Origin of the sequence: Rubinisphaera italica (genome assembly GCF_007859715.1) — a bacterium.
Lineage (GTDB): Bacteria > Planctomycetota > Planctomycetia > Planctomycetales > Planctomycetaceae > Rubinisphaera > Rubinisphaera italica.
In genome coordinates this window covers 2,228,102-2,253,843 of sequence record NZ_SJPG01000001.1, presented here as the reverse complement: position 1 = coordinate 2,253,843, position 25,742 = coordinate 2,228,102, and the positions used below count along the sequence as shown (strand labels likewise).

Genomic DNA, 25,742 nt, shown 5'->3' with positions numbered 1-25,742 from the left:
GGTCTTTGTTGGGTTACGCTTCGCTAACCCAACCTACCTTTTGCTTTTACCAGCTAAAGAGTTCTTTCAAAATTGCTTGGGAACCCGTCGTTGATTTTTAAATGAAATCTGTTTTAAACCTTTTGGGGGAACCTGAGCTTCTGCGACTCGCTTCTGCAACATTTCAGACAACTTCGCCTGAGTTTCTTTGTACTCCGGCTTGCCAATGAGATTGTTCATCTCCTGTGGGTCGGATTCGTGATCATATAATTCCTGTCCGTCGGCTCCGTCTTCTCCCCACTCAGTGTAACGATAGCGATCAGTGCGAATGCTGAAGCTGGAATGCAACTGGCTTAAAGCCGACTCCCGAGTGTGCTTCGTATGATTTTTCAGAGAGGGAGCAAAGCTAACCCCCTGCACTGTGCTCGGAGCCTTCCAGTCACACAACTCTGCCAGTGTGGGATAGAAATCCAGCATCTCCACTGGCCCCTCGACGACACCCCCCTGATCTGTAACACCCGGACCAGCGACGATCAACGGCACGTGCGTTCCATTCTCAAAGAGAGACATTTTCTGCCAGTGCCCATGCTCACCCATGTGATAGCCATGATCAGACGTGAACATCACGATGGTATTCTCTGCCAGCCCTGTTTCTTCGAGGGCGTTCAGGATTCGCCCGATTTGAGCATCGGCAAACGTAATTGAAGCATGATAAGCCTGAATAGCCTGCTGGGCAGTTTCCTGCGGCAGATCAATCTGTTGCTTCTTGGCCCGAATTGATTTCGCGGCTGGCTTGGGAATCGTATCCAAATATCCTTCCGGGACTTCAGGCACAGGAATAGAGTCTGCTGGATACTGATCGAAATATTTATGAGGAGCGACATAGGGAGTGTGCGGACGATACAAACCGACAGCCAGGAAAAACGGATTCCCCGTCTGCTTGTAATTTTGCAATTGCTCAATGGCTTCATCAGCGGCAATGCCATCGGTCTGTTCCTGATCGGTTCCATCGGCTGACATCCAGCTCAGAGTGCCGCCATAACTGCCCGGGACCAGACTGAAAATCTGATCCTGCTCAATCACATCTCGGCCACGGGGATTGATCGTAATATTCCACGAATAGGGATCATCGTGCCCACTGGTTCCGATATGCAGTGGAACATTGTAATGATAGATCTTGCCGATTCTTGTCGCCAGATAGCCATGGTCGCGAAACATCTGCGACATCGTCACAACATTTGGAACATGTTCGCGGATATAAATCGCATTGCGCGTCACAAGATTCTGGGTCGGATATAAGCTCGTCATGAACGAAGCCCGGCTTGGTCCACACAAAGCATATTGACAATGCGCATTGGCAAAACGTACGCCGCGTTGCGCCAACTTGTCGATATTCGGAGACTTGACCTGCTCGTGACCGTAACACCCCAGATCGCAATTGAGATCATCGCAAATCAAAAACAGCACATTGGGAGTTTCTGCAGCCTCGCCGTTTTGTCCTGAAAATATCAGATATGAAAAAGACAAAACGGCCAGAAAAAATAAGCGTCGTAAAAGAGCATTCATGTCGTCAAATTCCCTATAACCGAGCCGAGTTTATATTCCATAACAGGTATAAGAGGTCGCCTATGTGAAATGCAAGTCGTACAGGGAAAAATTACGAAGCCTGGAAACCATTGACAGCATGAAGTTTCATACTGTTAATGTCCTGAAAACTAACGTCGGAGCGGCCGACAAAGCGAAGAAATGCCCAGAAGAGGATTCGAACCTCCACGGGGTATTAACCCCACCAGGCCCTCAACCTGGCGCGTCTGCCAATTCCGCCATCTGGGCAGGCATTTCTCGTAGGCGAACTTTATCGTGGAGCGATGTTGGAATCAACTTAATGAGACAATTTCTACAGAATCTGACACAATTGATCCTCAAAAACTGACAAATTAACGGATTTCTCCAACATCACTCATGGAGATTCCGTATTTAAAGTAGCAGACAGGAATTCACAAAGAGTGTTCGGATATGAATCAAACAGAAATCGAAAATTTGCAGGACTCCCCTTCTTCCGCAGTCAGTGACGCGCGATTGATTGAGGATGCGCGACTGGGCGATAAAGAAGCCTTTCGTGGTTTAGTTCAGCGATACGAAAAACGATTATTCCGAGTAATCTATCGATTTGTCCACGAGGACACACTGGCCGAAGACCTGTCCCAAGAAACATTTTTGCGGGTTTATGAAAATCTGGATCAATTTGATCTTTCCCGTCGATTTGGTCCCTGGTTGTTTCGAATTGGGGTCAATTTGACTCTTGATTTCCTCAGAAAACGAAAACGACGGGGGCGAACGTCTGTCTTCAGTGAAATTCAACCTGATGAGCCCATGAATCCCGGGTCAGCCGATCCGAGAAATCATCTGGATTTATCAGAAGAAGTTTTACGAGTGATGGAAGATATCCCTGAAAAATATCGCTCTGTGCTCGTTCTCCGCGATCTGGAAAATTTTTCCACTGCGGAAATCGCAGCCATCGTCGGGCGGAAAGAAGCAACGATTCGCTGGAGACTGGCCGAAGCGAGAAATCGCTTCAAAGCTCTCTGGTTGAAACGTGCGGACGATTCTTCTCCCTTGGAAGTTTAATTGAGAATTGAGGATTTCTCGTGAACAATTCGTTCCGAGTGAAAGATTAGAGCCGTTTCCCTGAATGTGTAGCGGGTGGTAGACTGAAATATAGGGCTCAAACCATCAAAAAGCCGCTACAGTTAACTGCGAACTGCAGTAGGATTTGAGTTTAATGGGTGAAACCATGAGTTGCCGTTGTATTGAAAATCGTGAAAAGTTGGCATTGCTGGTCGGGCGGGATGCCCCGGATAAGCTTCCGGAAGCGCTTCGTCGAAGTGTTTCCAGTTGTCCCACCTGCCGAGATCATTACCGAGGTTTATGCGAATCAATCGGCATGATTGATCGCGTTCATGATGAACCGGTCCCAGAATTGAAGGCCTCGTTGTGGAATTCTCTGTCTCAGCGACTTCCCGAAAAGCGAGTCTCACGAAATCGACATCAGGACTGGAAGCAGCATTTTTTTCCGGTTTTTTCACTGACTGCTGCCTGCCTCGCTTTGGCGATTGTCTTTCTGGATGGTCGCTTCCAGGATAACCAGCAACGCGTTTATCAGACAACCTCTGCCAAGGGAGTTGGCAGCTATTCTCTGTTGCCTTTGAGTCCTGTGCTTGATGAGGAGTCAGCCGCATATCCACAAGCATCGTCTTTGCAGTTTGAACCCAACTGGTCAGGCCGCAAGACATTGTCTCCCTTATTCAACAATCCAGACCTGCTCGATCAGAATTCTCCCGAGTTATCGGATCAATTCCTCGAGGATATGCAGAAACTGAAAGCCTCTCGATCAAGAATGTTCAATAACTAAACCATTTTCAAATAGTTTCTGCAGTCGCTTGGACACGAATTGTCCTGATAAACCTTGCTTGTTCCTCTCGAACACTGCAGGTAAATTTTTGAAAATGCTCTATTAGATTTTGCAATATAAAGCTTCGGGTTGTGTGGCACTGGCTTCGCCAGTGCATCCCGGCGTCAATGATGATTTGATTTCTCATGCCGGTCATGTCAAAATCAGTTGAGTTATATCATGATCATGGAACTGGTTTCGGGTTTATAGCATGCCACTTTTTGAATATCGTTGTTCTGACTGCCAGTCTCAGTTTGAGTTACTGATTCGCTCTTCACAGCAACCGGAGTGTCCAACCTGCGGAAAGTCAAATCTGGAAAAACTACTCAGTGCCACTGCCGCGACCGCTGTCAGTCATTCAGGGCTTCCCATTGCGAATAGTTGCCCACCATCTTCTGCACCTGCCTGTGGTTCAGGTTGCTGCCGACTGCCTCATTGATTGCTATTGGCTGTTTTGTTCCTGAGAAGTCTTTTTCAAATCTTTCAAACCCAGCCATTGCTCGGCAAACCGCGTCAGTTCGTTCAATTGACGATCATTCAGTACCGGACGACCATGATCCTCTAGCCAGATCAGGTCTTCTTCAGCCAATGATCGTTCTCGCTGACGAATAGCCACCAAGGATCGAATATAGCGATGTTCGATTTGATTCGAGGGATCAATCGCAACCAGCAGATTCAAATATCGCAGTAAATCCTCAACACTTTCCTGCCGCTCTGCGATTCCCTGCAAATTCCGAATCATCCGAATCAGAATATCTCGTGATGACTGCGGTTCAAGATAGGCATCGTTCCAGGCAGTGTTGGATTGCAGTTCGACTCGAGTCATCACATCGACCAACCCGAGTATTCGTCCTCGATCAAAAACATCGACCATCATATCTGGTTCATCGTTGACATATTGTCGAACAATAAAATGCCCGGGCAAGCCGATGCCTCGTATATCAAGCTCAAGCTTTTCTGCCAAAGCGAGATACAAAACCGACAGGGAAATTGGCAAACCTTCGCGGTCGTCAATTACTTCGTTTAGATAGCTATTTGATTTGTGATAGTAGTTCGTTCGGCTGCCATGAAATCCGTTTTCCTCAAAGAGATAACGATCCATCACTTCCCGAAATTCGACTTCATTCAGCTTCTGATCTACTGACATGTTCTTGATCTCATCAGCCAACTCATCGATTTGTATGAGATAGGTTTCAACATCCAGTTCCGGGTTGTCGTATCGTGCCAGTAACAAAGCCAGTTGAGCGATACGAGGTTGTTTTCTTTTCAGTTCCTCTTCAATCTGCAGTCTGATTATTGAATCATGGACACGACGATTGAGACGACGAATTTCAGCTGCCCGCTGCTCCAGATCGGCAGCCATCTGATTCAAATAATCGCGACTTTCCAGCGGAAATGTTTGCAGTTTCTGAATCGATTGCTGGCTGATCAGTTCCTCCGTTTTCAATTCTTCGACCAGCAAATCCAGTTGATTCTGAATGTCTTCGGTGAGCTGCGAGTTCGAAAGTTCTTCTGCCAGCTCAAAGCCCCGAAAGCTGGCCTTGGTGTCGCGAAACTTGGCCAGTCCGACGGCATTCGATTTTTTTCCTACAGGATGTTCTTCCAGATCAATCACGAGTTCGTCATTGCAGTAACAACGGATATTAGACTGATCGATCGAAACTTTCAGCCGATTCCAGTCTCCAGGCTTATAGGCAGGCGAAGAGATTTCCTGCAGAACATGCCAGCTGAAAACATCAGCTCCATCAAATCGGGAAAGACGTAAGTTCCCTGCACTGGGGTAAAATCCGTAATGGCGATCCTGACGATCCGCTTGAAACACCAGCCCGGCAGCTCCGGCTTCGTCATTCAACTTCACAGAAACCTGAAGCTCAAACTTCTGATTGTCCAAAGGTGCCTCATGCCAGAGGCAGAGCGAACGACCACCGAATCCTTTTCCACTACCAGAAACCAGTATCTGGCCTGCCCGCTGACTCCAGGTTGCACCGAATAGCTCCTGCCATTTTTCTGAATTCAAACGGCCGATGGTTGTCCAACGAGAGAGTGTGATCGGATTCGGGGATTCCAGAATCGACTTCAAGCCCTCGACTGGCATGGCAAACCCCACATTGACGGTTTCCGCACTTTTGTAGGTGATAATCCCAACCACTTCGCCAGCTCGATTCAACAGCGGTCCCCCACTGTTCCCGTGATCAATCGGCATCGAGACCTGGATGAGATCAATTCCATTGATTTCCTGAGTTCCGGAAACGATTCCCGTCACCAGGGAATTCTTATACCCTCGCGGATGCCCAATCGCTGCAACGTCGTCTCCCTGCTCTGCTCGATTCCCCAGCTTCAAAGCAACGATCTTTCGATTTGCCAATTCCTCAGAATTCAACTTGAGTAGAGCAAGGTCTGAAGTCTCATCACTGGCGTAAATAGACTCAACTGTGTATTGCTGACCATCCAAAAATGTGACGCGGATAGGTCGGGCTTCTCCAATGACATGCCGATTCGTAGCGATCAAGCCGGTATGATCGACGACAAATCCTGTTCCCATTCCCAGCTCTTCGCCCTCTCTCCCCAAAAAAGCAACAGAAACAATGGCCTCGCGATTTTTTTCCGCAATCGATTTGAAATCGACAGGCGCTGAAACTTGCTCCTTCGCCTCTCCTGACTTCTGAACAACATCTTCTGCGCGAATAGAAGCACTGAAAAGGCAGTGAGTTAACAGAAACAAAAATGCCAGCGATGTCTGGTTCCAAAAAGATTTCATTATGTCTCCTAGATGAACTGCGAGAATCGTAATGAGTCTCTTACCAGTGGAATTGTGATATAAAAAAAGCCAACCTCTTCAGGCTGGCTTGGCATCTTGACGTCAGTCATTTGATTACTGACCTAATTCCCGTTCGATGGCAGCAATCACTTTGGGAGAATCGGGTTGAACTCCCGTAGCGAAGCGTTCAACGACTTGACCCTCTTTGTTCACCAGGAATTTTTCAAAATTCCAGCGAATCGGTCCTGCAAATTCTGGATTCGTCTGCTTGGAAGTCAAAAACTGATAGACAGGGGAAGCCTCTGTTCCATTGACATCAATTTTGGAAAACATGTCAAAAGTCACACCATAGTTTGCAGAGCAAAACTGTTGAATTTGTGTTTCCGAACCCGGTTCCTGCCCACCGAACTGGTTACAAGGAAATCCAAGAATCACGAATCCTTTATCACCATAGGTCTCATTGAGTTGCTGTAATGTTTCATACTGGGGAGTCGCCCCACATCGACTGGCAACATTGACAATCAGTACAACTTTCCCATCGTATTTTGAAAGATCCACCTCTTTGCCGTCAATCGTCTTTGCCGAGAAATCGAGTGGGCTGGAAGCCGGGTCAGCTGCAAAAGCAGATTGGCCTGCAAGTATTAGGACTGTCAAAGCACAAAATAATTTCATTGTTTCGCTTTCTTTAATTTTCCGCTGATATAAGACTTATCGTTGTGAGATCAGTTTTTCACATCCTATGACTGATCTTATAATTATTGTCCCATCCAGGAAAATAAATAGCTAGCGAATTTAAAAGTTTTAATTTTGAGCTGATGCCTGCTGAGAGCCCGCCAGTTGCTGTTCCAGCTTTTGCTTATGAGCAATAGATAAGGCAACCAGCGCTTCGTTCTGCTTCACTTGAGCAGCCAGTTCTGCCTGTTGTTTCTTTTCGTCTTCAGTAATCGGAGCCACCTTCTCAAGTTCGGCCAGTTGTTTCTTCAATTGTGGCAGAGTGTCCTGAAGTTTTTTGACCTTGGCATCCTGATCTTTGAATGCTTTGTCTGCATTCTGAGCAGCCACTGTCATCTTCTGAACAGCCTTCTTTGTTGCCGCCAGTGCAGTTTCAAGATCTGTCACCTGCTTCTGCTTTGCCGCTAGAGCGGCATCAGCGGCCTTTTGAGCCTTTACGGCTTCCGCATGAGATTTCGTCTGAGAATCGAGTTGCTGTTGAGTAGTTGTTAATTGTTGCTCCAATTCTGCGACAGCTTTTTGCCCCTCTTCACCTTCCTGTTTTTTAGCTTCTTCGATTTTCTTATTCAGCTCAGCAATCTGATTCTCTACATCTTGCTTCTGCTTAGTAGCCGTTGCAACTGCTGTCTTTTTCTCGGTGGCCGATTTAGTGAGCGATTCGACTTCCTTTTTCAGTTGACCAATTGTGCCTTCCTGAGTTTTCTGCTCAGCACGCTTCTTGTTCAATTCTGCGTTAGCCGCATCCAATTGTTTTTTTAGCTTGTCTTTTTGAGAATTCGCCTGTGTCACTTCCATTTCTCGATTACTGATGTCCTGCTTTTTAGCAGTCACCGACTGTTGACGGGCAGCAATCTTATTATTGAGAGCAGTCAGACGATCTTGTAAAGTTTTGAGTTTGCCTTCGGCTTGCTTCAGTTGTTCGGTCGAGAGTGCAAGCTGCTCGGAAAGACCGGGTGGATTTGTTACCAGAGAAAACAGATGAGTTCCCGTGGTGGCATCCCAGACTCGAACATCACCGGTCCAGTCCCCACCAATGGCACGTCCAGATTCGGCATCGTAAGCGACTTCCATACCGAGGTCAGGTAGCCCTTTAAACGCTTTGATTTCTTTACCATCGGCCTGCCAAAGTTTCACGACGCGATCACGACCAATCGAGATGATTTTTCCCTCTCTTGTGTAATCCATCGCAGAAACACCACCACCATGGGCATTCCACTTTTTGACTTCCTTGCCATCATTCAATTCCCAGAGACGAATCGTGCCATCTTCACTACTGCTGGCAACCAAGTTGGAATCAGGACGCCAGGAAACATCAGTGATCGCTCCCGAATGACCTTTGAGATTGAGATACTCATTCCCAGTCATTGCTTCCCAGAGAGTCATCCCATTGCTGCGATCAGCCGTTGCGAGTAGAACTCCATCAGGAGAAAATTCGGCTGCCGTAATCCAGTCGGTATGCTTTTTCTTTTCATAAAGAAGTTCACCCGTTTGCACAGAGTAGACTCGAATCATACGTTTTGGACCGCACAAGACGACCATCGCATGATCGGAACTGATATCGGCTGCCAGAACAGAATCGTATTCGTTACCGAGTTCAGCAACCCGGCTTCCTGTTTTAATATCAAAGACGATCACACGCCCCGAAGCTCCTCCCTGACCTCCGCCAGCCATCAACAATTGACCATTACGGCTGAACTTTAAGATCTGAGGCGTCCCTTCTGGAAAAGGCAGAACACCGGAAAGCAGACCGGATGATGTATCGTAAAGCAGGATCTGTTCATAACCGGAAATTGCTGCTAACGGAGCCCAGGGACTACAGGCCAAAGCAGTCACGCTGTTTCCAGAATTTGGAGTATGCACAGGCGCTAACGGCACAGAGACCGGCATCACTGGAGCATCGGCTGGTCGTTCTGTCGAAATTTCAATTTTTGCCAGATCGTTCTTTTTCTTGACGACTTTGCTTCCCTTGTTTTGCAAAGCCCCCATGTCGATCCAGTCTTTGATCAACGTCAATTCCTTATCGGGTATTTTGGGTTGATTCGGTGGCATGAATGGTTCGGATTCATGAGCAACAACCATATACAGATAAGATGAAGAAGCGTCTCCAGGCTCAACCGAATCACCAGAGCCACCCCCTGACATCAAGCCCGTAAAACTATCAAGAACCAATCCTCCCTTCTGATCACTGGCATTGTGGCAGGAACCACAACGTTGTCTCAAAATAGGAAGGATATGGTCGTCGTAAGTTATTTTTTCAACAGCAGCTTCTTCTTCAGCTGCTGAAACTTCAGCAATGTAAAGAGAAGTAAACAGGATCGCTGAGGTGATGAGAAATGTTTTCATCATGATTACTCGATTGGCAGGCAGGAAAAATTGAGGATCATTTGCAAGTCTTGGAAATTCCAATTCGCCTCGTGAAATGAAGTCTCGCTTCGTTGAGTTCCATTTTCGTTCACGATTTCTATACCAACAGATTTTGAATAATAATCTGGGGACGAATTGGGGATATCACTCTTAGTGATTGAACAAAAACTCGCGACTGTTCAGCAAAGCCCAGAAGACGTCTTCACAAGCTTGCTTGTAATTACTTTCTTCGGCAAACAGTGGCCGAAGTTTATTCAGTTCTTCTTCCAGTGGCTGACGACTCAAACAGCGAAGATACAATTCCTTGATCACATCGTCCGCAGGTTTCTTCTCAGCGACAAATGTCTTGATGACATTACTACTGGAAATTTTCTGGTTAGATGTATCGCCATTTAACAGATGTAGAGCTTGCGAAAGGGAGGGTTCCATTTTGACTTCACAAGAACAGACTGTCTCACGGGTCGCACGGCCAAATGTTGTCAGGAAGTAGTTCGAGGTCGCTCCATCTGCAATTTGAACCGCCCGAGAACCGAGTGGCAAACCTTTGAACTTGTCTTTGGTTTCAGTGACCTGGCTGATCATGTCCAGAACAGACTCGGCTTTGATTCGTCGTGTCGTCTGATGAGCGAAGTTCGTTTCATCGGTTTCATTCGTTGAATTTCTCTCCGTCGACCGCTGATACGTCTTGGAATTACAGATATCACGAATCAGTTGACGGTAGTCGTAACCAGACTCTGTAAATCGTTTCGCCAACTCTTTGAGCAGCTCAGGGTTGGTCGGTGGATTACTGACTCGGATATCATCGACGGGATCGATAATGCCAATGCCATAGAAGTGATGCCAGATTCGATTGACAAAGTTTTCTGCAAAGAATGGATTCTCTGGAGATGCCAGCCAGGTGGCCATCACAATTCGACGATCTTTACCGCTAACATCAGGCTTTCCACCACCAAGAAACACAGGGGTTGCATTCTGGTTTGTCACTGGATGCTTTACTTCTCCACCGCCGCGGTTGTAAATAATCTTTTCGCGACTGTCTTCAGCCTGCTTGCGTCCAACCTGAGCAAAGAAAGCGGCAAAGTTGTAGTAATCATTCTGTGTCCAGCGATCAAACGGATGATTGTGGCACTGTGCACATTGAATTCTCATGCCCATGAATGTTTGAGCAACATTCTCAGCAACTTTCAGATTGTCCCGTTCCAATTCGTAGTAATTGGTTGCTGGCTCACTGAATGTGCCGCCACTACTGGTGAGTAGTTCCCGGACCATTTGATCCAGAGGCACATTGTCTGCGATTTGTTCAGCCAGCCAGTTGTAATACAGAATAATCGATTTATAACTGACCTGATTGCTGGATCGCATCATGAGCCATTCTGCCCACTTGGAAACCCACAATTCGGTGAATTCTTTTTGCTCAATCAGTTCATCGATCACTTTGCTGCGTTTATCAGGATCCTGATTCTGCAGAAACGCGGTGTATTGTTCGGGTGAGGGTAACTGCCCCACCATGTCTATATAAATTCGACGGATGAAAATTTCGTCACTGCATACTGGGGAAGGATTCATTCGCAGTTTCTTCAATTTCAGCAGGACGAGTTCATCAATATAATTTGAAGGCTTTTCGTCTGTGAGTGTAAAATCCAATCCCTTCGGAAGCACAATCATTTGCGAACCAACGGTGTGAGTCGCAAAGCGAGCCATAACAAAAGCTTCGCCGCGTTTGGCGGCAGTCACCAGACCTGTTTTCGTATCGACCGTCGCAGAATTATCGTTACTGGACTGGAACAGAGCCAAATGGGTGACGTCCCGTTCGCTGCCATCGCTGTAATGAGCAAGTACAGTCAACTTCTGTTGAGTTCCTGCCCCATCTAACACGGCCTGTTCAGGATACAGAGCGATCGAATCACAGAAGGGAATGTCTTCCGGGTCTTTCGGACATTTATTGGAAATCCACTCGACAATATCTGTGCAGTAGCTGGAATCGACTTCGTAACATTTCCCGCCCGTGTGAGGAACCTGACCGGTTCCTTTTTCAACGAGCAGGCTGGCTTCAGGGACAGCCAGATTAATGCGGCGCCCAAGTTGTTCGCGTGTTATGCGGAAGTGATCCCCATCGGGATCGAATCCGAACAACGATAAATTGAAACCATCTTTACCGCGAGCGGCTCCGTGACAACTTCCGCTGTTACAACCGGTACGCATGAAGATGGGCATCACATCGAGCTTGAAGCTGACTGGACGAGGGGCAGTCGCTTCTTTCACCGTAATTGGCACAGAGGCCGATTGACCATTGAATGTGCATTCCAATGTTCCCGCACCATCGGCAACAGGCAAAACAGTTGCCCCTTCTAACTTTACACAGTTATCACCAGCAAGCTTGAAGGCAGCTTTCGATGTGACGTCTTCAGTGACGCCATCTGCATAAACGGCCTGAACAACCAGTCCCTGACGATCCTTAGCTGTTTTCAGATTCACCTGAGGAGGATACAAACCGATCCGCACAAGCGAGCGATCAGCGGCATCAGCGTTGTACGCTAAGCTCATCACTCCGAAAAAGGCTAGCAAAGTAATTGAAGCGGCGAGGTGGGATTTTATTTGAAGTCGCATTTGTGATTCTCTTTTTGATCTCACGAAATATCTGCGGAGGTGTGGTGGGACAACAGTTCGAGCGTTCTAATCAACCAGTTGCAGTTCGATAGTCGTTAGCTCTATTGAACTGCAAAATCTGGCCGAGTCAATGTCATTATCATATATCAGTCTAATTAAATGTTCAATTCGCCTGATTTCGTAGAGCTTCCTGTTGCAGCCGAAGCTGTTCGATTCGAGAAAGCACTTTAGGCTTGGGAGCTGCCGGCTTCTTTTCTTCAGGCTTCGGTTCAACTTTCGGTTTGGCGACAACGACTGGAGCAGGTTTATTGATACGCATGCGGCCTGTTCCAATATTGTGAACAATTTCTTCGCCATTCTCCATGACCGTAATCTGACAGAACAGATTCTTATGTTCTCCGACTGGAGATTCGGCTTCGGTTGAGATCGGGAAAACCAGCTCTGTCGTATCTTTAGTAATTTCCTTTTCAACCGTAGTGGTTTTATTAGGAAGTCCAATCAACTTCACCTTGGCAGGACCTTCGAATGCCGTGAGATTTTCAATTTCAATCGGTAAATCAACGGGAGAGCCCTGCTCAACCGCAATGGTCATATATTTCAGGTTCATGTATTTTTCGGCAACTCGCAGCATCGTAAATGGACTGTTGATGGTAATATTTCCATTGCCGACGCGGGCTGTCGCGGTGACGCAGATTGCTGATTCCCGAATAGCAGCATTTCCAGAGGCATTCAGCGGGATCAATGCTTCCGTCTGGCCTTTTCCAATTTTAACCGAACGACTGGAATTGACTCCCGATGCATTCTGCAGTACGACGACGCGAATTTCTGCGTCGAAACCTTCATCACGCTGCGCAACGACTTTGAGATTCATTACTCCACCACGAACGATTGGTACTTTCGGTTCAATAATCTGCACATCAAATGGTATTTTTTCTGTGACAGTGACAGGCATGACATCGAAGTTTTCGACCCACACGTAATTGTTATTCTGACCCCGAACCTGAAGTAATTCCTGCTTGAGCGGTGCAGTCAAGACCTGCTTGTCATTTTTCGGGTTTGTCCACTTCCCGATGACACTAGCGAGGTAAGAGTCTAACTCGACATTCTCATCGACATGAAACATCAATGGAACAACTCCCGTGCTACTCCAGGATTCTGGAGACTCCAGTCGAATACCAGGGGGAAGGTTATCGGCGAGAAACTGGACAGCTCCGCCAAAATTTTCCCGTTTGATACTCGCTAGAATTGCAAAGCGTCTGCCTTGAGGAACTTCGACATCTGGCTGAACGTAACGAGATATATCATTGGTGGTAATTTCCATGGCAGGTTCGACAGGAGTGACTTCCACTCGATAATGGAAATCAGTACCGCCGTTACCCAACTGGTCTGTAACCTGGAAGTAGTAGGTGCCATCAGCAGGAGCTTTGAAGCGAACCCAGCTATCGGGACGCCGACTGTCATCATCGCCAGCCAGTCGACCACCTTTATCATTATAAACATTAATTACCGAATCGATAGAAGACCGCACACGGCGAGCAATAACATCGAGATTGACTTGCTGGTTTTTCTTCATTTCCATTTTGAAGTAATCGACATCTTCATTGGAGATGAGAATTCCGTTAGCCGCTGAAGGAATCGAGATCAAAGTGGCTTGCTCGCGTTGCTCATTCGGCTCAACTTCAATCACATTTTGTAGTGGAGAAACCCAAAAGCGATTGTGAGTTTGAGCAATTCTCCCATTTTGAGATGGGTAATGACCAAATTTGAGTTCCTGCTGGGTGGGGAAAGTGACTTGTTGCTCAAATTCGCCAGTAACATCCCCATAAAATTTGACATTCAGTGTTTCCCCCGGTTGCCCGCCGGAAGGAACTGTTCCAGTTGGCCTGGGGAAGTCTCCAATGTGCAATCGATAATACGAAGCTCCATGCCCACCGTAAGATGCATCGCGGATTTCAATATAGTAGGTCCCATCTTCGGGAACAATAATTGAGGCAAATCCATCCTGATAGGTCAAAGCATGGTCATCACAGGCAGCGAGTTCAAAACGACTCTCGTTGAGAATCGCAATATAGGGATCAAAAAAGTTATTACCGGCGAATTCTGTCCCGAGTCTTAACCCTTCGACCTCAATGGAAAGCCGCTCACCTTTTTTGGCTGTCACTGTGAAGTAGTCGACATCTTCGTTATCGATACGTCCATGAACTGTCACATTATTTTCGATGGGCTGCGGAGCGGTAAATTCTGTATTCGGCTCCTTTTCATTAACGACTGGTAAAGTCCCCACAAAGAAAGTGACGACTTCAGAAAGACCAGACTTCGTGCGAACACGCAGCCGATGTGGACCAAGTGCAGAGTCATCCAGAACTTTGATCTTCGCCTTGACTTCACGTCCCTTTTTATCTTCAGTCGCAGTGACTTCAGTGATTTCCAGACCAGGCTTGAAAGTCACAACTTCGACGGCATCTTCGAGACGATTACCGGAGAATGTCACTTCAATTTGCTGGCCGACCTGTCCACCATATGGCAGAACCCTGGAGACATCGGGATCGGTTGCAAAAGTTGACTGCAAATTAAATGTCAAAACAATAGCCGCTACTGAAAGCGTACTGAACAGCTGACAGAAATTAGAATTCCGTCCCATCATGAGCAATTCCCCCCTGGCTCACGTGATTTACATTAGCAACATGCCGATACGGCCATCGTTGACCGTAACGCAAGACCTACTTTACCAAAAAACGCCTTTTAGCAGGCTCCTGGCGGGTCATTATGTATCAGGATGCAGTGCTGCATTGCAGAACAACTGAACCCAAAAATGATCGACATCTATCAAAAAGCCCCCAACGTAAGTCCATTAATTGACTACGCTGGGGGACTGTTTATTTGATTAAGCAAGAACTTCGTTGATGACCTTACCGCCATCCACAATTTCGATTGGACGATCACCAGGTGCCATCAACTCTTTGTCCGCAACGATCCCCATAGCATGGTAGACAGTCGTGAACAAATCAGCGGGGCTAACTGGATCGAGATCCGGCTCAGTTGCTGTCGCATCTGAGGTCCCATGGACATAGCCCTTCTTAATTCCGCCACCTGCCAAAGCAACACTGAAGACTTTCGGCCAGTGATCTCGACCGGCGTCTTTGTTGATCTTAGGTGTACGACCAAATTCAGAAGAAACCATGACGAGTGTTTCGTCCAGCAAACCACGTTGTTCGAGATCAGTAATTAGAGTTGAGAATGCCTGATCGAATGCTGGCATAGTCCCTTTGAAGCCATTCACAATATTGCTGTGCATGTCCCAGCCGCCATAGGTCAGGTTTACCAGGCGAACACCTGATTCAACCAGACGACGAGCCATCAACAAGCGAGCACCGGCCTGGTTTCGACCGTAGGCATCTCGCAACTTGCCATCTTCCTTTTCAATATCAAACGCTTCACGAGCCTGTGGCGAACTGATCAAAGAGTAAGCTCGCTCGTAGAAAGAATCCATCGCGGAAATCTTGTCGGATTTCTCTAGAGAGCGGAAGTGATCATTCACTGCATCCAACGCACTGCGGCGTGTGGCGAAGCGGGAATCATCGATTCCTGCGTACATATCCAGATCGCGAACCTTAAAGCCAGCAGATGCTGGATCGCTCCCCAGGCTGAAAGCCGCATAAGAAGAGCTGAGGTAGCCAGTCCCTGCAAATTCATTTGGTTGATTTGGAATACAGACATAAGGAGGAAGATTATTACGTGGGCCATACTCGTGACTGACAATCGAACCGATACTTGGATACTGCAAGGCAGGGCTCGGACGGTACCCGGTAAACATATTATGAGTGCCACGCTCGTGAGCCGCTTCGCCATGAGTCATCGAATTAATGACGGTCATACGATCAGCAACATTGGCAGTTTTTACCAGAGACTCACCAAACAGATGCCCCGGAATCTTCGTCTTGACTTGCTTCATCTCACCACGGTATTCAATCGGAGCAAAAGGCTTCGGATCGAATGATTCCTGATGTGCCATTCCACCGGGCAGGTAGATATGAATAATTGACTTCGCAGTTCCCTCAAAGTTTGAATAGTCTTTGAGATCTGCCTGTGCAGACTGGAGACGGAACAAATCGGGCAGTGTCAGTCCGGCACCTGCAATTGCACCGACTGACAAAAAACCACGTCGCGACAATTTGCGAAAATGCGAAGGATTACAAGTATCCTGATAAGACTTAGAGTGACCCATTCGTGATCTCCTTGAGGTAAACTGAGGTTGGATTCCGATTCACGGTTGGAATACATAAGCCAACTTGAAAGCCAAAGGACTCTCAGGCCATGTGTCCCCGTCAGGTAAGGATATTTCGTTGACCCCCCGGTCAATGAGATATCTTGAAGGAAGGTTGAAGAAGGCTTGGGGTGGGTTAAAGGAGGTTACTGTTTAATTTGCACTACTCTATTTTATCGACACAATGCATCAAGCCTAACAAACCTTTTTGAGTGTACATATCAATTCACGCAAATGTCAACAGTCTACTTGCCTAAATGCAAGAATCTGCGATATTTTTTCCGGCTGAAATAAAAAAACTGAAGTTTCGCTTATTAGACACTCAGTTAGTTGTTTGCCTTGACGATTGAGTAATCTCCTTGCGGATCGATCCGAATCTCTGCAAAGTATTCTGGCAAATGTTCTTCGTACCAGTGAGGCATTTTTGTTACGAGAAAGAATTTCCCATTCGGCTTCATCGCATTGAGAGCGGTTTCAATAAACAACTGGGCGATTTTAAAGTTGGCAAAATATGGAGGATTTGCCAGCACGAGATCGAATTGACCATTATGCTGGAATTCTCCGGAGTGTGTTTGCACAATCGTAAACCGACTTTGCTCTGCAGCATCCAGATTCTTCTCAATATTGTGTTGAGTACATTGTACCGCACGTGAATAGGAATCAATAGCAGTTATACTGACATTCGGAGCAGAGCACATGGCCGCGATTCCCACAGCCCCGCAGCCACAGCCGAGATCAAGGACCTGCATTCCTTTTTTCACCTGCATCGATCGAATGAGTGCCCAGGCACCTGGGTCGAGTCGCCGATGTGAAAAAACTCCTGGCCGGGTTTCAAATTCAAGTTCTCGTTCTTTCACTTTCGCAGTGAAATGACTGGTGAAATTTCGGATTTTATTCAGTGGTCCAGTTTTCGTTGCCGAATAAATCACTCCCGTTTTTTTAACCTTTCGGGTGACCTTTTTGTGAAGTTTCTGCATCTGCTCGTGCAACCAGCGATCCTGAGGGGTGTTGACGGCACAGTACATCATGCCTTTGTCGGCCAGTTGAAGATAAGCTTGCTGAAGCATTTCCCGAGTGAGCTCCGCATTCCCCTGCCTTTGTACGGGAACACAGACAACATCATATTCCTGATCGGGTAAATCAGGACTGCAAATGATTTCCGGACGATGATCGGCTTCTTCCCAGTAGGTTTTCGACAAAGCAGCGTAATGACTATCCAGATAATGACATTGGACTTGGGAATCGGGATTTTGACTGGCCAGGTAACCGGCCAGTTGACCGCGCCCATGGCTGGTACAAAGTATCCGCTCGGCCTGCAAGGAGGCCAGATGCTGGATCAGTAACTGCTCTTCCGGTCGGGGAGGAATGTAGGGAATTTCGTCAAATTCCGGATCGGGAGGCGGGTTGCGTTTTTTTGAGTATTTCCTGGGCATTAAAACCGTTTTTCACTATCGATGAGCATTGTTACAGGGCCTTCATTCATACTGGCAACTCGCATCGTTGCTTGAAAGGTACCAGTCGCGACTTGAATCCCGTGACCACGGATTTCGGCAACAAATTCCCGGTAAAGTCGATTCGCATCTTCTGGGGCAGCCGCCTGAATAAAACTTGGTCGGCGACCTTTACGGCAGTCACCATACAAAGTGAACTGACTGACGACCAATGCAGAGCCCCCGGTCTCGACCAGCGAACGATTCATTTTGCCATCAGCATCCTCAAAAATTCTTAACGAGGCGATCTTCTCAGCCATCCAGGTGACTTCCTTACGACTATCCCCCTGCCCAACTCCCAGAAAGACCAGCAATCCCTGTTCAATCTGCCCGACTATTGTTCCTTCGACTTCAACGGAGGCAGAGGAGACACGCTGAATGACCGCTCGCATTAAATTTTACACTTAAACCCTGTTCCAATTGGAAACCGGATTTCCTTTGACATTTTGAAAAGGTCTTCCCGGGTGGCGGGGGCGCTCCGCTTCAGCGGAAGCCCCCGGACGTTTAATCATTCGGGGGCTTCTCTTCGAGAGCGCCCCCGCCACCCGGGTTTGATTGTTTTCCGTTAAATCTCTGGCACGAACCTGTGTTCTTACAAATTGTTGAATTTCTCCGGTTTTCATTGGGAGCGAGGTATAAAATAAGATTATTGGATTGTTCCGACTGAAACTTCGGGATGTGTGACACTGGCTTTACTATTGCAAGTCGTATCTATAACTGAAGTTACGGCAGATTGATGAAGTCAGCGATACCCGATTATTAGTTGGAACAGAGCATGAGTAACATTTAGCTCGAATGAATTCGAACACTCACGAATTTAATCAGATGCTTTGATTATACAAGCGCGGATCGCAAATGAGTTTGTTCTCATGTGTTTGACTTAGTCGCTTGCTGTACGTGTCTCGAAAACTCTCAGTTCATCGATCACCCGGGGGACATCGCTGCGTTTCGGCCCCAGCCACCCAATTGGATTGATTAAGTTTCCGATGGTTTTTCCATTTCGCGTAGATAGGCTAGCAGGCGATCTCGCTCGTTAGTCAGATGCCGGACGCGCAGTAATGAACGAACTCTGGTCATCAATTCGAGTCGGTTGATCGGCTTGGACAGGAAATCATCTGCCCCAGCTTCGACCGCCTTTTCGATATCAGCTGAGTCACGCAGAGCCGTAATAACCAGGACGGGAATATCGGCAGTTTTTTCATCTCGTTTGAGTTGTTGACAAACTTCAAATCCACTCATCTTGGGCATCATGATATCGAGCAATAACAAATCAGGTTCAAATGCCGTGACTTGTCTGATTGTATCCTGACCATCTTCAGCCATCGCAATTTCATAGTCGCAACCGGCAAGATAGGCTTCGATCAACTCTCGATTTTGCGGATTGTCGTCGGCAATTAAAATTCGATTCGGTTTGATCTCTTCAGTCATCGCTTAACTCCCATCATTCCTGGGATTCCAATAATGTCATCATTGTTGATTCAGGTCGTAGCCGGGAGCGATTCAATCTCCAGAGGCTTCCGACCAGTTAGCCAGCCACTCTTCGGTTCTGCGAGGCAAGTTGTTTCGGCCAGAGAGTTTCATGGCGAGAAGATGCCCTCGAAGCATCCGTAAGTTAGCCATTTCGTCGACATCGTACCAGAGAGGCAGGAGTTTCATCGAAAGCCCAAGCTCTTGGATGCGTTCGACCGTCTTTTCAAGAACACTCGATGAGCTCCACTCAATCCCCTCAAACATTTCAGGCTGAGGGGAAGACAGCCCAACCAGATAGTAGCCTCCATCTGCTGAAGGCCCAAGCACGCAATCGACCGAAAAGAGCCATTCGTAAGCCTGTTCGAGGTGTGAAACCGGCAGGGTGGGACTGTCGGAGCCAATCAAAATCGCGGACTTCGTTTCGTGTTGCTCGAATGCGAAGTGGAAATAATTTGCCATCCGCTTTCCCAAATCCGTATCTGGCTGTGGCCAGTAGACAGCATCTTTCGATCCCTGTTGCAGGAGCCAGTCGAGTGCTGTTTTGTTATCGGGAGTATACCCCAGAATGAGCCGATCTGCCGAATGACCAAATCGTTCGATAATGTCTGCGACGAAGGCTTCGTACAGACTGGCTGCATTTTCGTAACCAATTTCTACCCCCAGTCGCGACTTGACTTTCCCCGGTTCGGGATGCTTTACAAAAACCCCTAAAACCGTTTCCTGATGAGGAAAATTCATCGTTACCCTCGAATTCTGATCCATTGTGATCATAATTGTCTAAAATAGATTAAGGTTAAGATTGTACTTCGGTCTCAATAAACTTGCGAAAAACTTCTTGAAACAATTGCAACTCTGGCTCATATCAACGTATTCTTAACATGAGTATTCAATTCGCGCGGGTTGTTCAGACTGGGTATTTTTCTGGTAACAGTTTTTTCAACCCTTATGCAGTCGGAGTATCCCGGCAATTAAGCCGATATTTGAGTTATTGAATTTGATCGGAATTGTCTTCGATCCTGAAGTCTCCTATCCACAAACTCGTTCGAGTCAAATGATTTAAAGTTGTCGATGATGATCAATGTTTTCTCTGAACTCAGGCTCTTTATCCGAGTTATTGATAAATCTTGATAATCATTAACAGTTGTCAAATCGAAAGAATCTGTTTTCTGCTCTTTGAGCAGACAGTTATATTTGTTTCAGTCTGGAAGTTATCCTCGTATTCTCGAGGCCACAACCGGGATGGATACGATACCTATGAGCTCCTTAACAATGAACGCGTTTTCGGATGCCCTTAAAAAAAGCGGCCTGATGACCGATCAGGCCTTTCAGACGCGAATCGCGGAGTTGGAATCTTCAGAAACCGATCTGAATGATTCCAAGGCGACTGCACGGGCATTCATCAACGCGGGCGATGTCACCGCCTGGCAAGCTGAGAAATTACTGGCTGGCAAACATAAAGGATTTTTTCTCGGAAAATACAAATTGCTCCGTTTACTGGGGCGAGGCGGTATGAGTGCGGTTTATCTGGCCGAGCATTCGCTTATGAAAAGACGCTGTGCCATCAAGGTGCTTCCTGCAAACCGAGTTGACGATTCTTCCTACCTGGGAAGATTTCATCTCGAAGCTCAGGCAGCTGCGGCACTGGATGATCCCCATATCGTGCGTGCCTACGATGTCGATCAATTCAGCGATGGCAAATCGGTCGTTCATTTCCTGGTGATGGAATATGTGGAAGGCCGAGATCTGCATCAGGTGATCATGCGGGAAGGTCCGCTCACTCCTATTGATGCTGCCGAGTATATTCGGCAGGCGGCGACGGGGCTGCAACATGCCCACGATTGCGGTTTGGTTCACCGAGATATTAAACCGGGAAACTTATTGCTCGATTTGAAGGGGACGGTCAAAATTCTCGATATGGGACTGGCCCGTTTCTTCGATGAAACTGATGACAATTCTCTGACGATTCAACACGATGAGCGAGTCTTAGGTACTGCGGACTTTCTTTCCCCCGAACAGGCGATTAACAGCCACAATGTCGACCATCGAGCAGACATTTACAGCCTGGGTTGCACTCTCTACTTCATGCTGACAAAGCACGCCCCTTTCGAGCAGGGTAGCCTCGCCCAACGGCTGATGGCCCATCAAACTCAAGAACCACCTCCGGTCACCAAATATCGACAGGATGTTCCTGAAACCTTGCTCGACATCCTGAAAAAAATGATGGCCAAAAAGCCGGAAGATCGGCAAGAGAATGCCGAGGCTGTTGCTCAGGATTTAAAAAACTGGATTGTTAACAATGCAGATCAGCAATGGCTTGAAGATCACGAACGTCAATGGGATTCGAGACCACATACCAATGCAAAACCCGCTGCCCCCGACATTCCGATACCTAATGCCCCCTCGACTGATGAATTTGGTGACTTCCTGACGATGATTGGAAGTGAGGAACCGGGTTCAGGTCTCAAGCCAGCCAGTGGTTCTGGCATGTTAAGCGGTTTTCCGGGACGTAAATCGGGGGTACAAAAAAAACAGACTCCCGATAATGGATCGAGCGTTAATCCCGCTGAAATGCCTTTAGAGACCAGCCCGACGCCGAAATCGAATCGGAAAATCTCTCCGACTCACAATTCTTCAAAAGTTTCCAAGCCGATCAGTTCGGTCGCCAAACGGAATTCGGAAATCAAAGGCCATTCGAGTTTATCCCTCCCGGAATCCGTACAAACGATCCTGGATAAGGCCAAAGAAAAACCTGCTCTGTACGGGGGAATTGCAGCTGCGGTTCTCGCTCTGATCCTGCTTCCCATGTATCTGTTTTCAGGTGGGGATAGCAAAAAGGGACCTGGACAGGCGGAGGCTCCACCGAAAAAGGAAGCGAAGGAACCTGAAAATGAATCTCCCAATATGACCGAGGAAGTGCCCATTGTGGGTGTCAACATGACGGTCGGTGAAGGAGAAACATTTGAGTCCATCAACGAAGCGATTGAATACCTGAAGAATTACAATGACTCACTTTCGTTCCAGGATGAACGCAAAATTATTCTCAAGCCAGATGCCAAATATTCTGGAACGGTGGAGATCCTCGAACCCTCATTCAATTTCCCGAAAAAACTGCGAATCATTGGCGAATCGGATTCGAAAGTTGTCTGGAAAGGGGATGGATCTCAACCCTTACTCAGGCTCGATAACGTCGAAGGCCTCGTGCTGGAGAATATCGAATTCGATGCTGCGGGAGCTTCCGTCGCCATCGAAATTCAGGACACCTGCCCAGGCGTAACCATACGAAATTCCCGAATTGTTAACTTCAATCAAACGGGAATTGACCTGGCTGGAACAGCTGGATTATTCACCACCGTTGTGAAAGTAGAAAACTGCTCGTTCAATACATCAAACGCTTCTGCCAAAGGAATTGTGGTTCGCTCTGGCGACGCGACCAGCGAAAGTCTGCAACTGCTCCGTTGTCAGTTTGAAGGCCCTTTCGCTACTGGCATTGAATTGCAATCCGATTTTGTTCGCTGGCTCGATATTAAAGAGTGTACATTTCAAAAGCTTGGCCGAGGTATTTTTATCGATCCCGGCAATCCGACACTGGTCTCACTCGCGATTGGAAACAATACGTTCCATCAATGCGAGCAGGCAATCGTGATGCGTTCTATCCCTTCTGCAACCAGCGATGACATGGTCATTACACGGAATCTGTTTATCGATTCTCAGCAGGCCGATTTTTCTGTTCTGAATGGTGGAGAGGCCAGCGGTTTAACGGCTTCCTTGCGTGCGAATCCAGCCGGAGCTTCCTTCAATTGGACCACCCGCAGCAAATCCGAGTCAGACAATTCTCCCACAATATTTGCGGAAAATGCTCGATTCGATGTGCAGGACATCACACTGAAAAATACCGATCCTGCCCAAGGTAATTATCTCAAACCTGATCAGGGTAAGGGGCGAGTCGCCGGTGAATCTGGCTTCAAACCTTACGTCGGTGCGGTATCTCCTTAAATGACGGCTGACTGTTAATCGATAGACTTCAGATCCAGTTCCAGTGCTTCGAGAAGTTGTCGAAATCGCCGTTGATGCTGCCCTTCTCCGGGACGACCATTCGCAACAATGACCACACTTCTCTGACGAACAGGATCGGCAAAGGCGATGGCACATTGCGATCCCCCATGCCCGAATGTTTTTGTGGAACATTGAGTGCCAAATCCATAAGGGACGGTCTGAGGTCCATATTCATTTGAATCGAGAATGACTCCTAGACCATAATCGACAATATGCTGTAATGTTTGGTCGACTCGTCCTTTTCGATGTCTCAGAACCATCTGATCAATAGAAGCTTGGGAAATCACCTGACCAAACTCCCCTTTCCCTTCGGAACGCAGCATGTCAAAGAAAAGTCGTAAATCGGCTGCCGGGCCTCGAAAGCTCGAACCGGGAGAGGGGCTTAACGCTTTCATTCGTTCCAGATAGGGACTCAACTCCAGTTGTCCTTTAACACGATCATAAAGCAGAACTTCATGTGCAGAGGATGCGTGAGACGAATCAGCAATGCAACGGGTTTGCTGCATACCAGCCGGATTCAAAATTTCCTGCTGGATGAAATCGACATACGATTGACCGGAACGCTGCTCGATCACACTTCCGAGTAGAAACCAACTGGTCGAGGGGAGATAAGCAGCGGACTTATCCTCACTCCAGTTCTCGACAGGTTGCGAGTTGGCAATCGTCTCCAGGATTTCCGGCCAGGAAGCTTCCGGCCAATGAACAGAAACTTCCCTCAAAGACGAAGAGTGAGTTAACAAATTCCTGAGAGGGATCGAAGCATGCTGTGAATTCTGAAACTGAGGTAAAATTTCTCCCAGCGTTTCGTCAATGGATAGCGAATTGTGTTCTTGCAGAATCAGTATTCCTACAGCAGTAATCGGCTTGGCAGCCGAGAGCCAACACAGGGAATCTTCTGCTTGTAATGGAATGTTTTGATCAATGGTTCCAAAAGCTTCGTCGAAGATTTGATCTTCGACCGAAACGCTCAGTTGAACACCATAATGCAGATTTTTAGCAATCCCCTCTTCGACGACCTGTTGAAAACGATTAAACATCCTTAAACCTTAATTGTGGTGTGCAATTTACTTATCGATTTGACGCACGTTCTTCGCGATATGCCAGCAGGCATGAAAAAATGTCACTGCCAGAATTTCCAGCAGTGACATTCATTATCATTTCGATCAACGAATTACTTGGCGTCGGCGTAGCGTTTCGCGACGGCATCCCAGTCGACAACGTTCCAGAATGCGGAGACGTAGTCGGGACGGCGATTTTGATAGTTCAGATAATAAGCGTGTTCCCAGACATCCAGTCCACAGATCGGAGTACGACCTTCTGAAAGCGGAGTGTCCTGGTTTGGTGTGCTTTCCACAACCAGTTCGCCATTGCTGACAGATAACCAGGCCCAGCCACTTCCGAAGCGGGTGGCAGCGGCATTGCTGAATTCGGTTTTGAAGGCATCGAGAGAACCGAATTTCTTGTCGATGGCAGCTGCGAGATCGCCACTTGGAGCTCCACCACCATTCGGACTCATGATGGTCCAGAACAGTGAGTGGTTCGCATGCCCGCCGCCATTGTTGCGGACCGCTCCGCGAATCGATTCGGGCACTGCACTCAAATCACTCATCAGATCTTCGATCGACTTGCCTGCCAGATCGGCGTGGCCTTCAAGGGCGTCGTTCACTTTGTTGATGTATGCCTGATGGTGCTTGGTGTGATGGATTTCCATCGTTTTGGCATCAATGTGGGGCTCGAGTGCATCGTAGCCATACGGAAGTTGTGGTAATGAATAAGCCATTCGTTGTCCTTTCTCGACACGGTTTGTTAGTCACTATAGAATGTAACCTGAATCATATCAGTATGATTGAAGTCGATTCATTCGTACTGGGTCCATTTTAAGTTTGGCAAATCCCAACCCGGGATTTTTGCCCTGACCTATCTCGATTTTAGAAGGGTCTACAAACTTCACAAGGGCGATGGCACTGTTCGTTCGGACATTTTTTGATTCCCTTTAGATAAATTCGCAGATCAAACAACTTCTTTGGCGTTTCTACTTACAGATAAACGAATTTCAATTTTCCCTGATGCGAATTTCATATGAACTCAGGCTTTCTCAATTCTGAACTTCCCTCCCGTAAACGCTTCGGAAATGAAGCCGACCTGGATATCACGCCTATGATTGACGTGACATTCCTGTTGCTGATTTTTTTCATGGTCACTTCAACAATGCAATCCGCTCCTGATATAGAATTGCCGGTGGCTCATCACGGAACCGGAGTCAGTCGCAATGAGAATGTGATTGTCTCGGTGATCGACCGCGACGGAATTCCCATCCTCATGGCTGGAGATCCTCCGGCTCCAGAGATGTCGATGGAAGAAATTGTCGAATACGCGAAGCAGCTCAGTGAAGCGGGAAAGACAGGAATTATCGTGAAGGCATCTGGAACAATTCCCTCTGGTTATATCAAGCAATTGACGCAGCGTTTGCAGGCCATTGGCGATGTGCGTTTCCATTATGCTGTCAGCGATCAGACTCAGGTGCAATGACAAACCTGTTTCAAATGAATCATCGTCTTACTTTACTTAACGACT

Annotated in this window: 18 protein-coding genes and 1 tRNA gene; 5 read left to right on the top strand and 14 right to left on the bottom strand. The window is 47.4% G+C overall.

The genetic code is table 11. The features are described 5' to 3' along the window. Positions 1-66: 66 nt before the first annotated feature. Positions 67-1,545 carry a sulfatase gene (locus Pan54_RS08535; RefSeq protein ID WP_146503079.1) on the bottom strand — a complete coding sequence of 493 codons (1,479 nt, stop codon included), beginning with the start codon at positions 1,543-1,545 and terminating at the stop codon, positions 67-69. A gap of 181 nt (positions 1,546-1,726) precedes the next feature. After that, positions 1,727-1,812: transfer RNA gene (locus tag Pan54_RS08530), tRNA-Leu, on the bottom strand. Between the two features lie 183 nt (positions 1,813-1,995). Between Pan54_RS08530 and Pan54_RS08525 the strand changes: the two genes are divergently transcribed. The 3 genes from Pan54_RS08525 to Pan54_RS26770 all read left to right on the top strand — a co-directional run bounded on the left by Pan54_RS08525 (position 1,996) and on the right by Pan54_RS26770 (position 3,869). Next, entirely contained in the window at positions 1,996-2,607 is a 612-nt protein-coding gene (locus Pan54_RS08525; RefSeq protein ID WP_146503078.1) for an RNA polymerase sigma factor, read from the top strand. Between the two features lie 154 nt (positions 2,608-2,761). Further along, on the top strand, positions 2,762-3,391 hold the full coding sequence (locus Pan54_RS08520; RefSeq protein WP_146503077.1) for a hypothetical protein: 630 nt from the start codon (positions 2,762-2,764) through the stop codon (positions 3,389-3,391). Positions 3,392-3,641: 250 nt separating this feature from the next. Next, positions 3,642-3,869 (top strand): FmdB family zinc ribbon protein, encoded by a 228-nt coding sequence (locus tag Pan54_RS26770; protein WP_146503076.1) that lies wholly within the window; start codon positions 3,642-3,644, stop codon positions 3,867-3,869. Between the two features lie 3 nt (positions 3,870-3,872). Here the strand turns inward: Pan54_RS26770 and Pan54_RS08510 are convergent, their stop codons facing one another. From Pan54_RS08510 to Pan54_RS08465, 10 genes are all read right to left on the bottom strand, one after another. Continuing rightward, positions 3,873-6,188, bottom strand: coding sequence for a transglutaminase family protein (locus Pan54_RS08510; RefSeq protein WP_146503075.1), 2,316 nt, complete (start codon positions 6,186-6,188; stop codon positions 3,873-3,875). A 114-nt stretch (positions 6,189-6,302) separates the two neighbouring features. After that, positions 6,303-6,860 (bottom strand): glutathione peroxidase, encoded by a 558-nt coding sequence (locus Pan54_RS08505; RefSeq protein WP_146503074.1) that lies wholly within the window; start codon positions 6,858-6,860, stop codon positions 6,303-6,305. 129 nt (positions 6,861-6,989) lie between these two features. Then, positions 6,990-9,266 carry a P83/100 family protein gene (locus Pan54_RS08500; RefSeq protein ID WP_146503073.1) on the bottom strand — a complete coding sequence of 759 codons (2,277 nt, stop codon included), beginning with the start codon at positions 9,264-9,266 and terminating at the stop codon, positions 6,990-6,992. Between the two features lie 168 nt (positions 9,267-9,434). Next, positions 9,435-11,891 (bottom strand): DUF1549 domain-containing protein, encoded by a 2,457-nt coding sequence (locus tag Pan54_RS08495; protein WP_146503072.1) that lies wholly within the window; start codon positions 11,889-11,891, stop codon positions 9,435-9,437. A gap of 163 nt (positions 11,892-12,054) precedes the next feature. Next, on the bottom strand, positions 12,055-14,535 hold the full coding sequence (locus tag Pan54_RS08490) for a PPC domain-containing protein (RefSeq protein WP_146503071.1): 2,481 nt from the start codon (positions 14,533-14,535) through the stop codon (positions 12,055-12,057). Between the two features lie 240 nt (positions 14,536-14,775). After that, a complete protein-coding gene (locus Pan54_RS08485; RefSeq protein WP_146503070.1) occupies positions 14,776-16,116 on the bottom strand; it encodes a DUF1501 domain-containing protein in 1,341 nt (446 codons plus the stop codon). Between the two features lie 365 nt (positions 16,117-16,481). Further along, positions 16,482-17,588 carry a class I SAM-dependent methyltransferase gene (locus Pan54_RS08480; RefSeq protein ID WP_146503069.1) on the bottom strand — a complete coding sequence of 369 codons (1,107 nt, stop codon included), beginning with the start codon at positions 17,586-17,588 and terminating at the stop codon, positions 16,482-16,484. Continuing rightward, complete coding sequence (gene dtd / locus Pan54_RS08475) at positions 17,588-18,037, bottom strand: D-aminoacyl-tRNA deacylase (RefSeq protein WP_146503068.1); 450 nt, start codon at positions 18,035-18,037, stop codon at positions 17,588-17,590. The genes Pan54_RS08480 and dtd overlap by 1 nt, the downstream gene beginning before the upstream one ends. Before the next feature lie 583 nt (positions 18,038-18,620). After that, entirely contained in the window at positions 18,621-19,073 is a 453-nt protein-coding gene (locus Pan54_RS08470) for a response regulator (RefSeq protein WP_146503067.1), read from the bottom strand. A gap of 72 nt (positions 19,074-19,145) precedes the next feature. Further along, positions 19,146-19,853, bottom strand: a complete 708-nt coding sequence (locus Pan54_RS08465; protein ID WP_165441673.1) for a TIGR04282 family arsenosugar biosynthesis glycosyltransferase — start codon at positions 19,851-19,853, stop codon at positions 19,146-19,148. 516 nt (positions 19,854-20,369) lie between these two features. Here Pan54_RS08465 and Pan54_RS08460 point away from each other — a divergent pair. Continuing rightward, on the top strand, positions 20,370-23,108 hold the full coding sequence (locus Pan54_RS08460; protein WP_165441672.1) for a protein kinase domain-containing protein: 2,739 nt from the start codon (positions 20,370-20,372) through the stop codon (positions 23,106-23,108). Positions 23,109-23,122: 14 nt separating this feature from the next. Here the strand turns inward: Pan54_RS08460 and Pan54_RS08455 are convergent, their stop codons facing one another. Both Pan54_RS08455 and Pan54_RS08450 read right to left on the bottom strand, forming a co-directional pair. Then, positions 23,123-24,205 (bottom strand): serine hydrolase domain-containing protein, encoded by a 1,083-nt coding sequence (locus tag Pan54_RS08455; protein WP_146503064.1) that lies wholly within the window; start codon positions 24,203-24,205, stop codon positions 23,123-23,125. Positions 24,206-24,339: 134 nt separating this feature from the next. After that, positions 24,340-24,948 carry a superoxide dismutase gene (locus tag Pan54_RS08450; RefSeq protein ID WP_146503063.1) on the bottom strand — a complete coding sequence of 203 codons (609 nt, stop codon included), beginning with the start codon at positions 24,946-24,948 and terminating at the stop codon, positions 24,340-24,342. 299 nt (positions 24,949-25,247) lie between these two features. On the opposite strand from Pan54_RS08450, the gene Pan54_RS08445 reads away from it, so the two are divergent. After that, positions 25,248-25,697: an ExbD/TolR family protein gene (locus Pan54_RS08445; RefSeq protein ID WP_146503062.1), complete on the top strand. Its 450-nt coding sequence runs from the start codon at positions 25,248-25,250 to the stop codon at positions 25,695-25,697. The last annotated feature ends 45 nt before the right edge of the window (positions 25,698-25,742 follow it).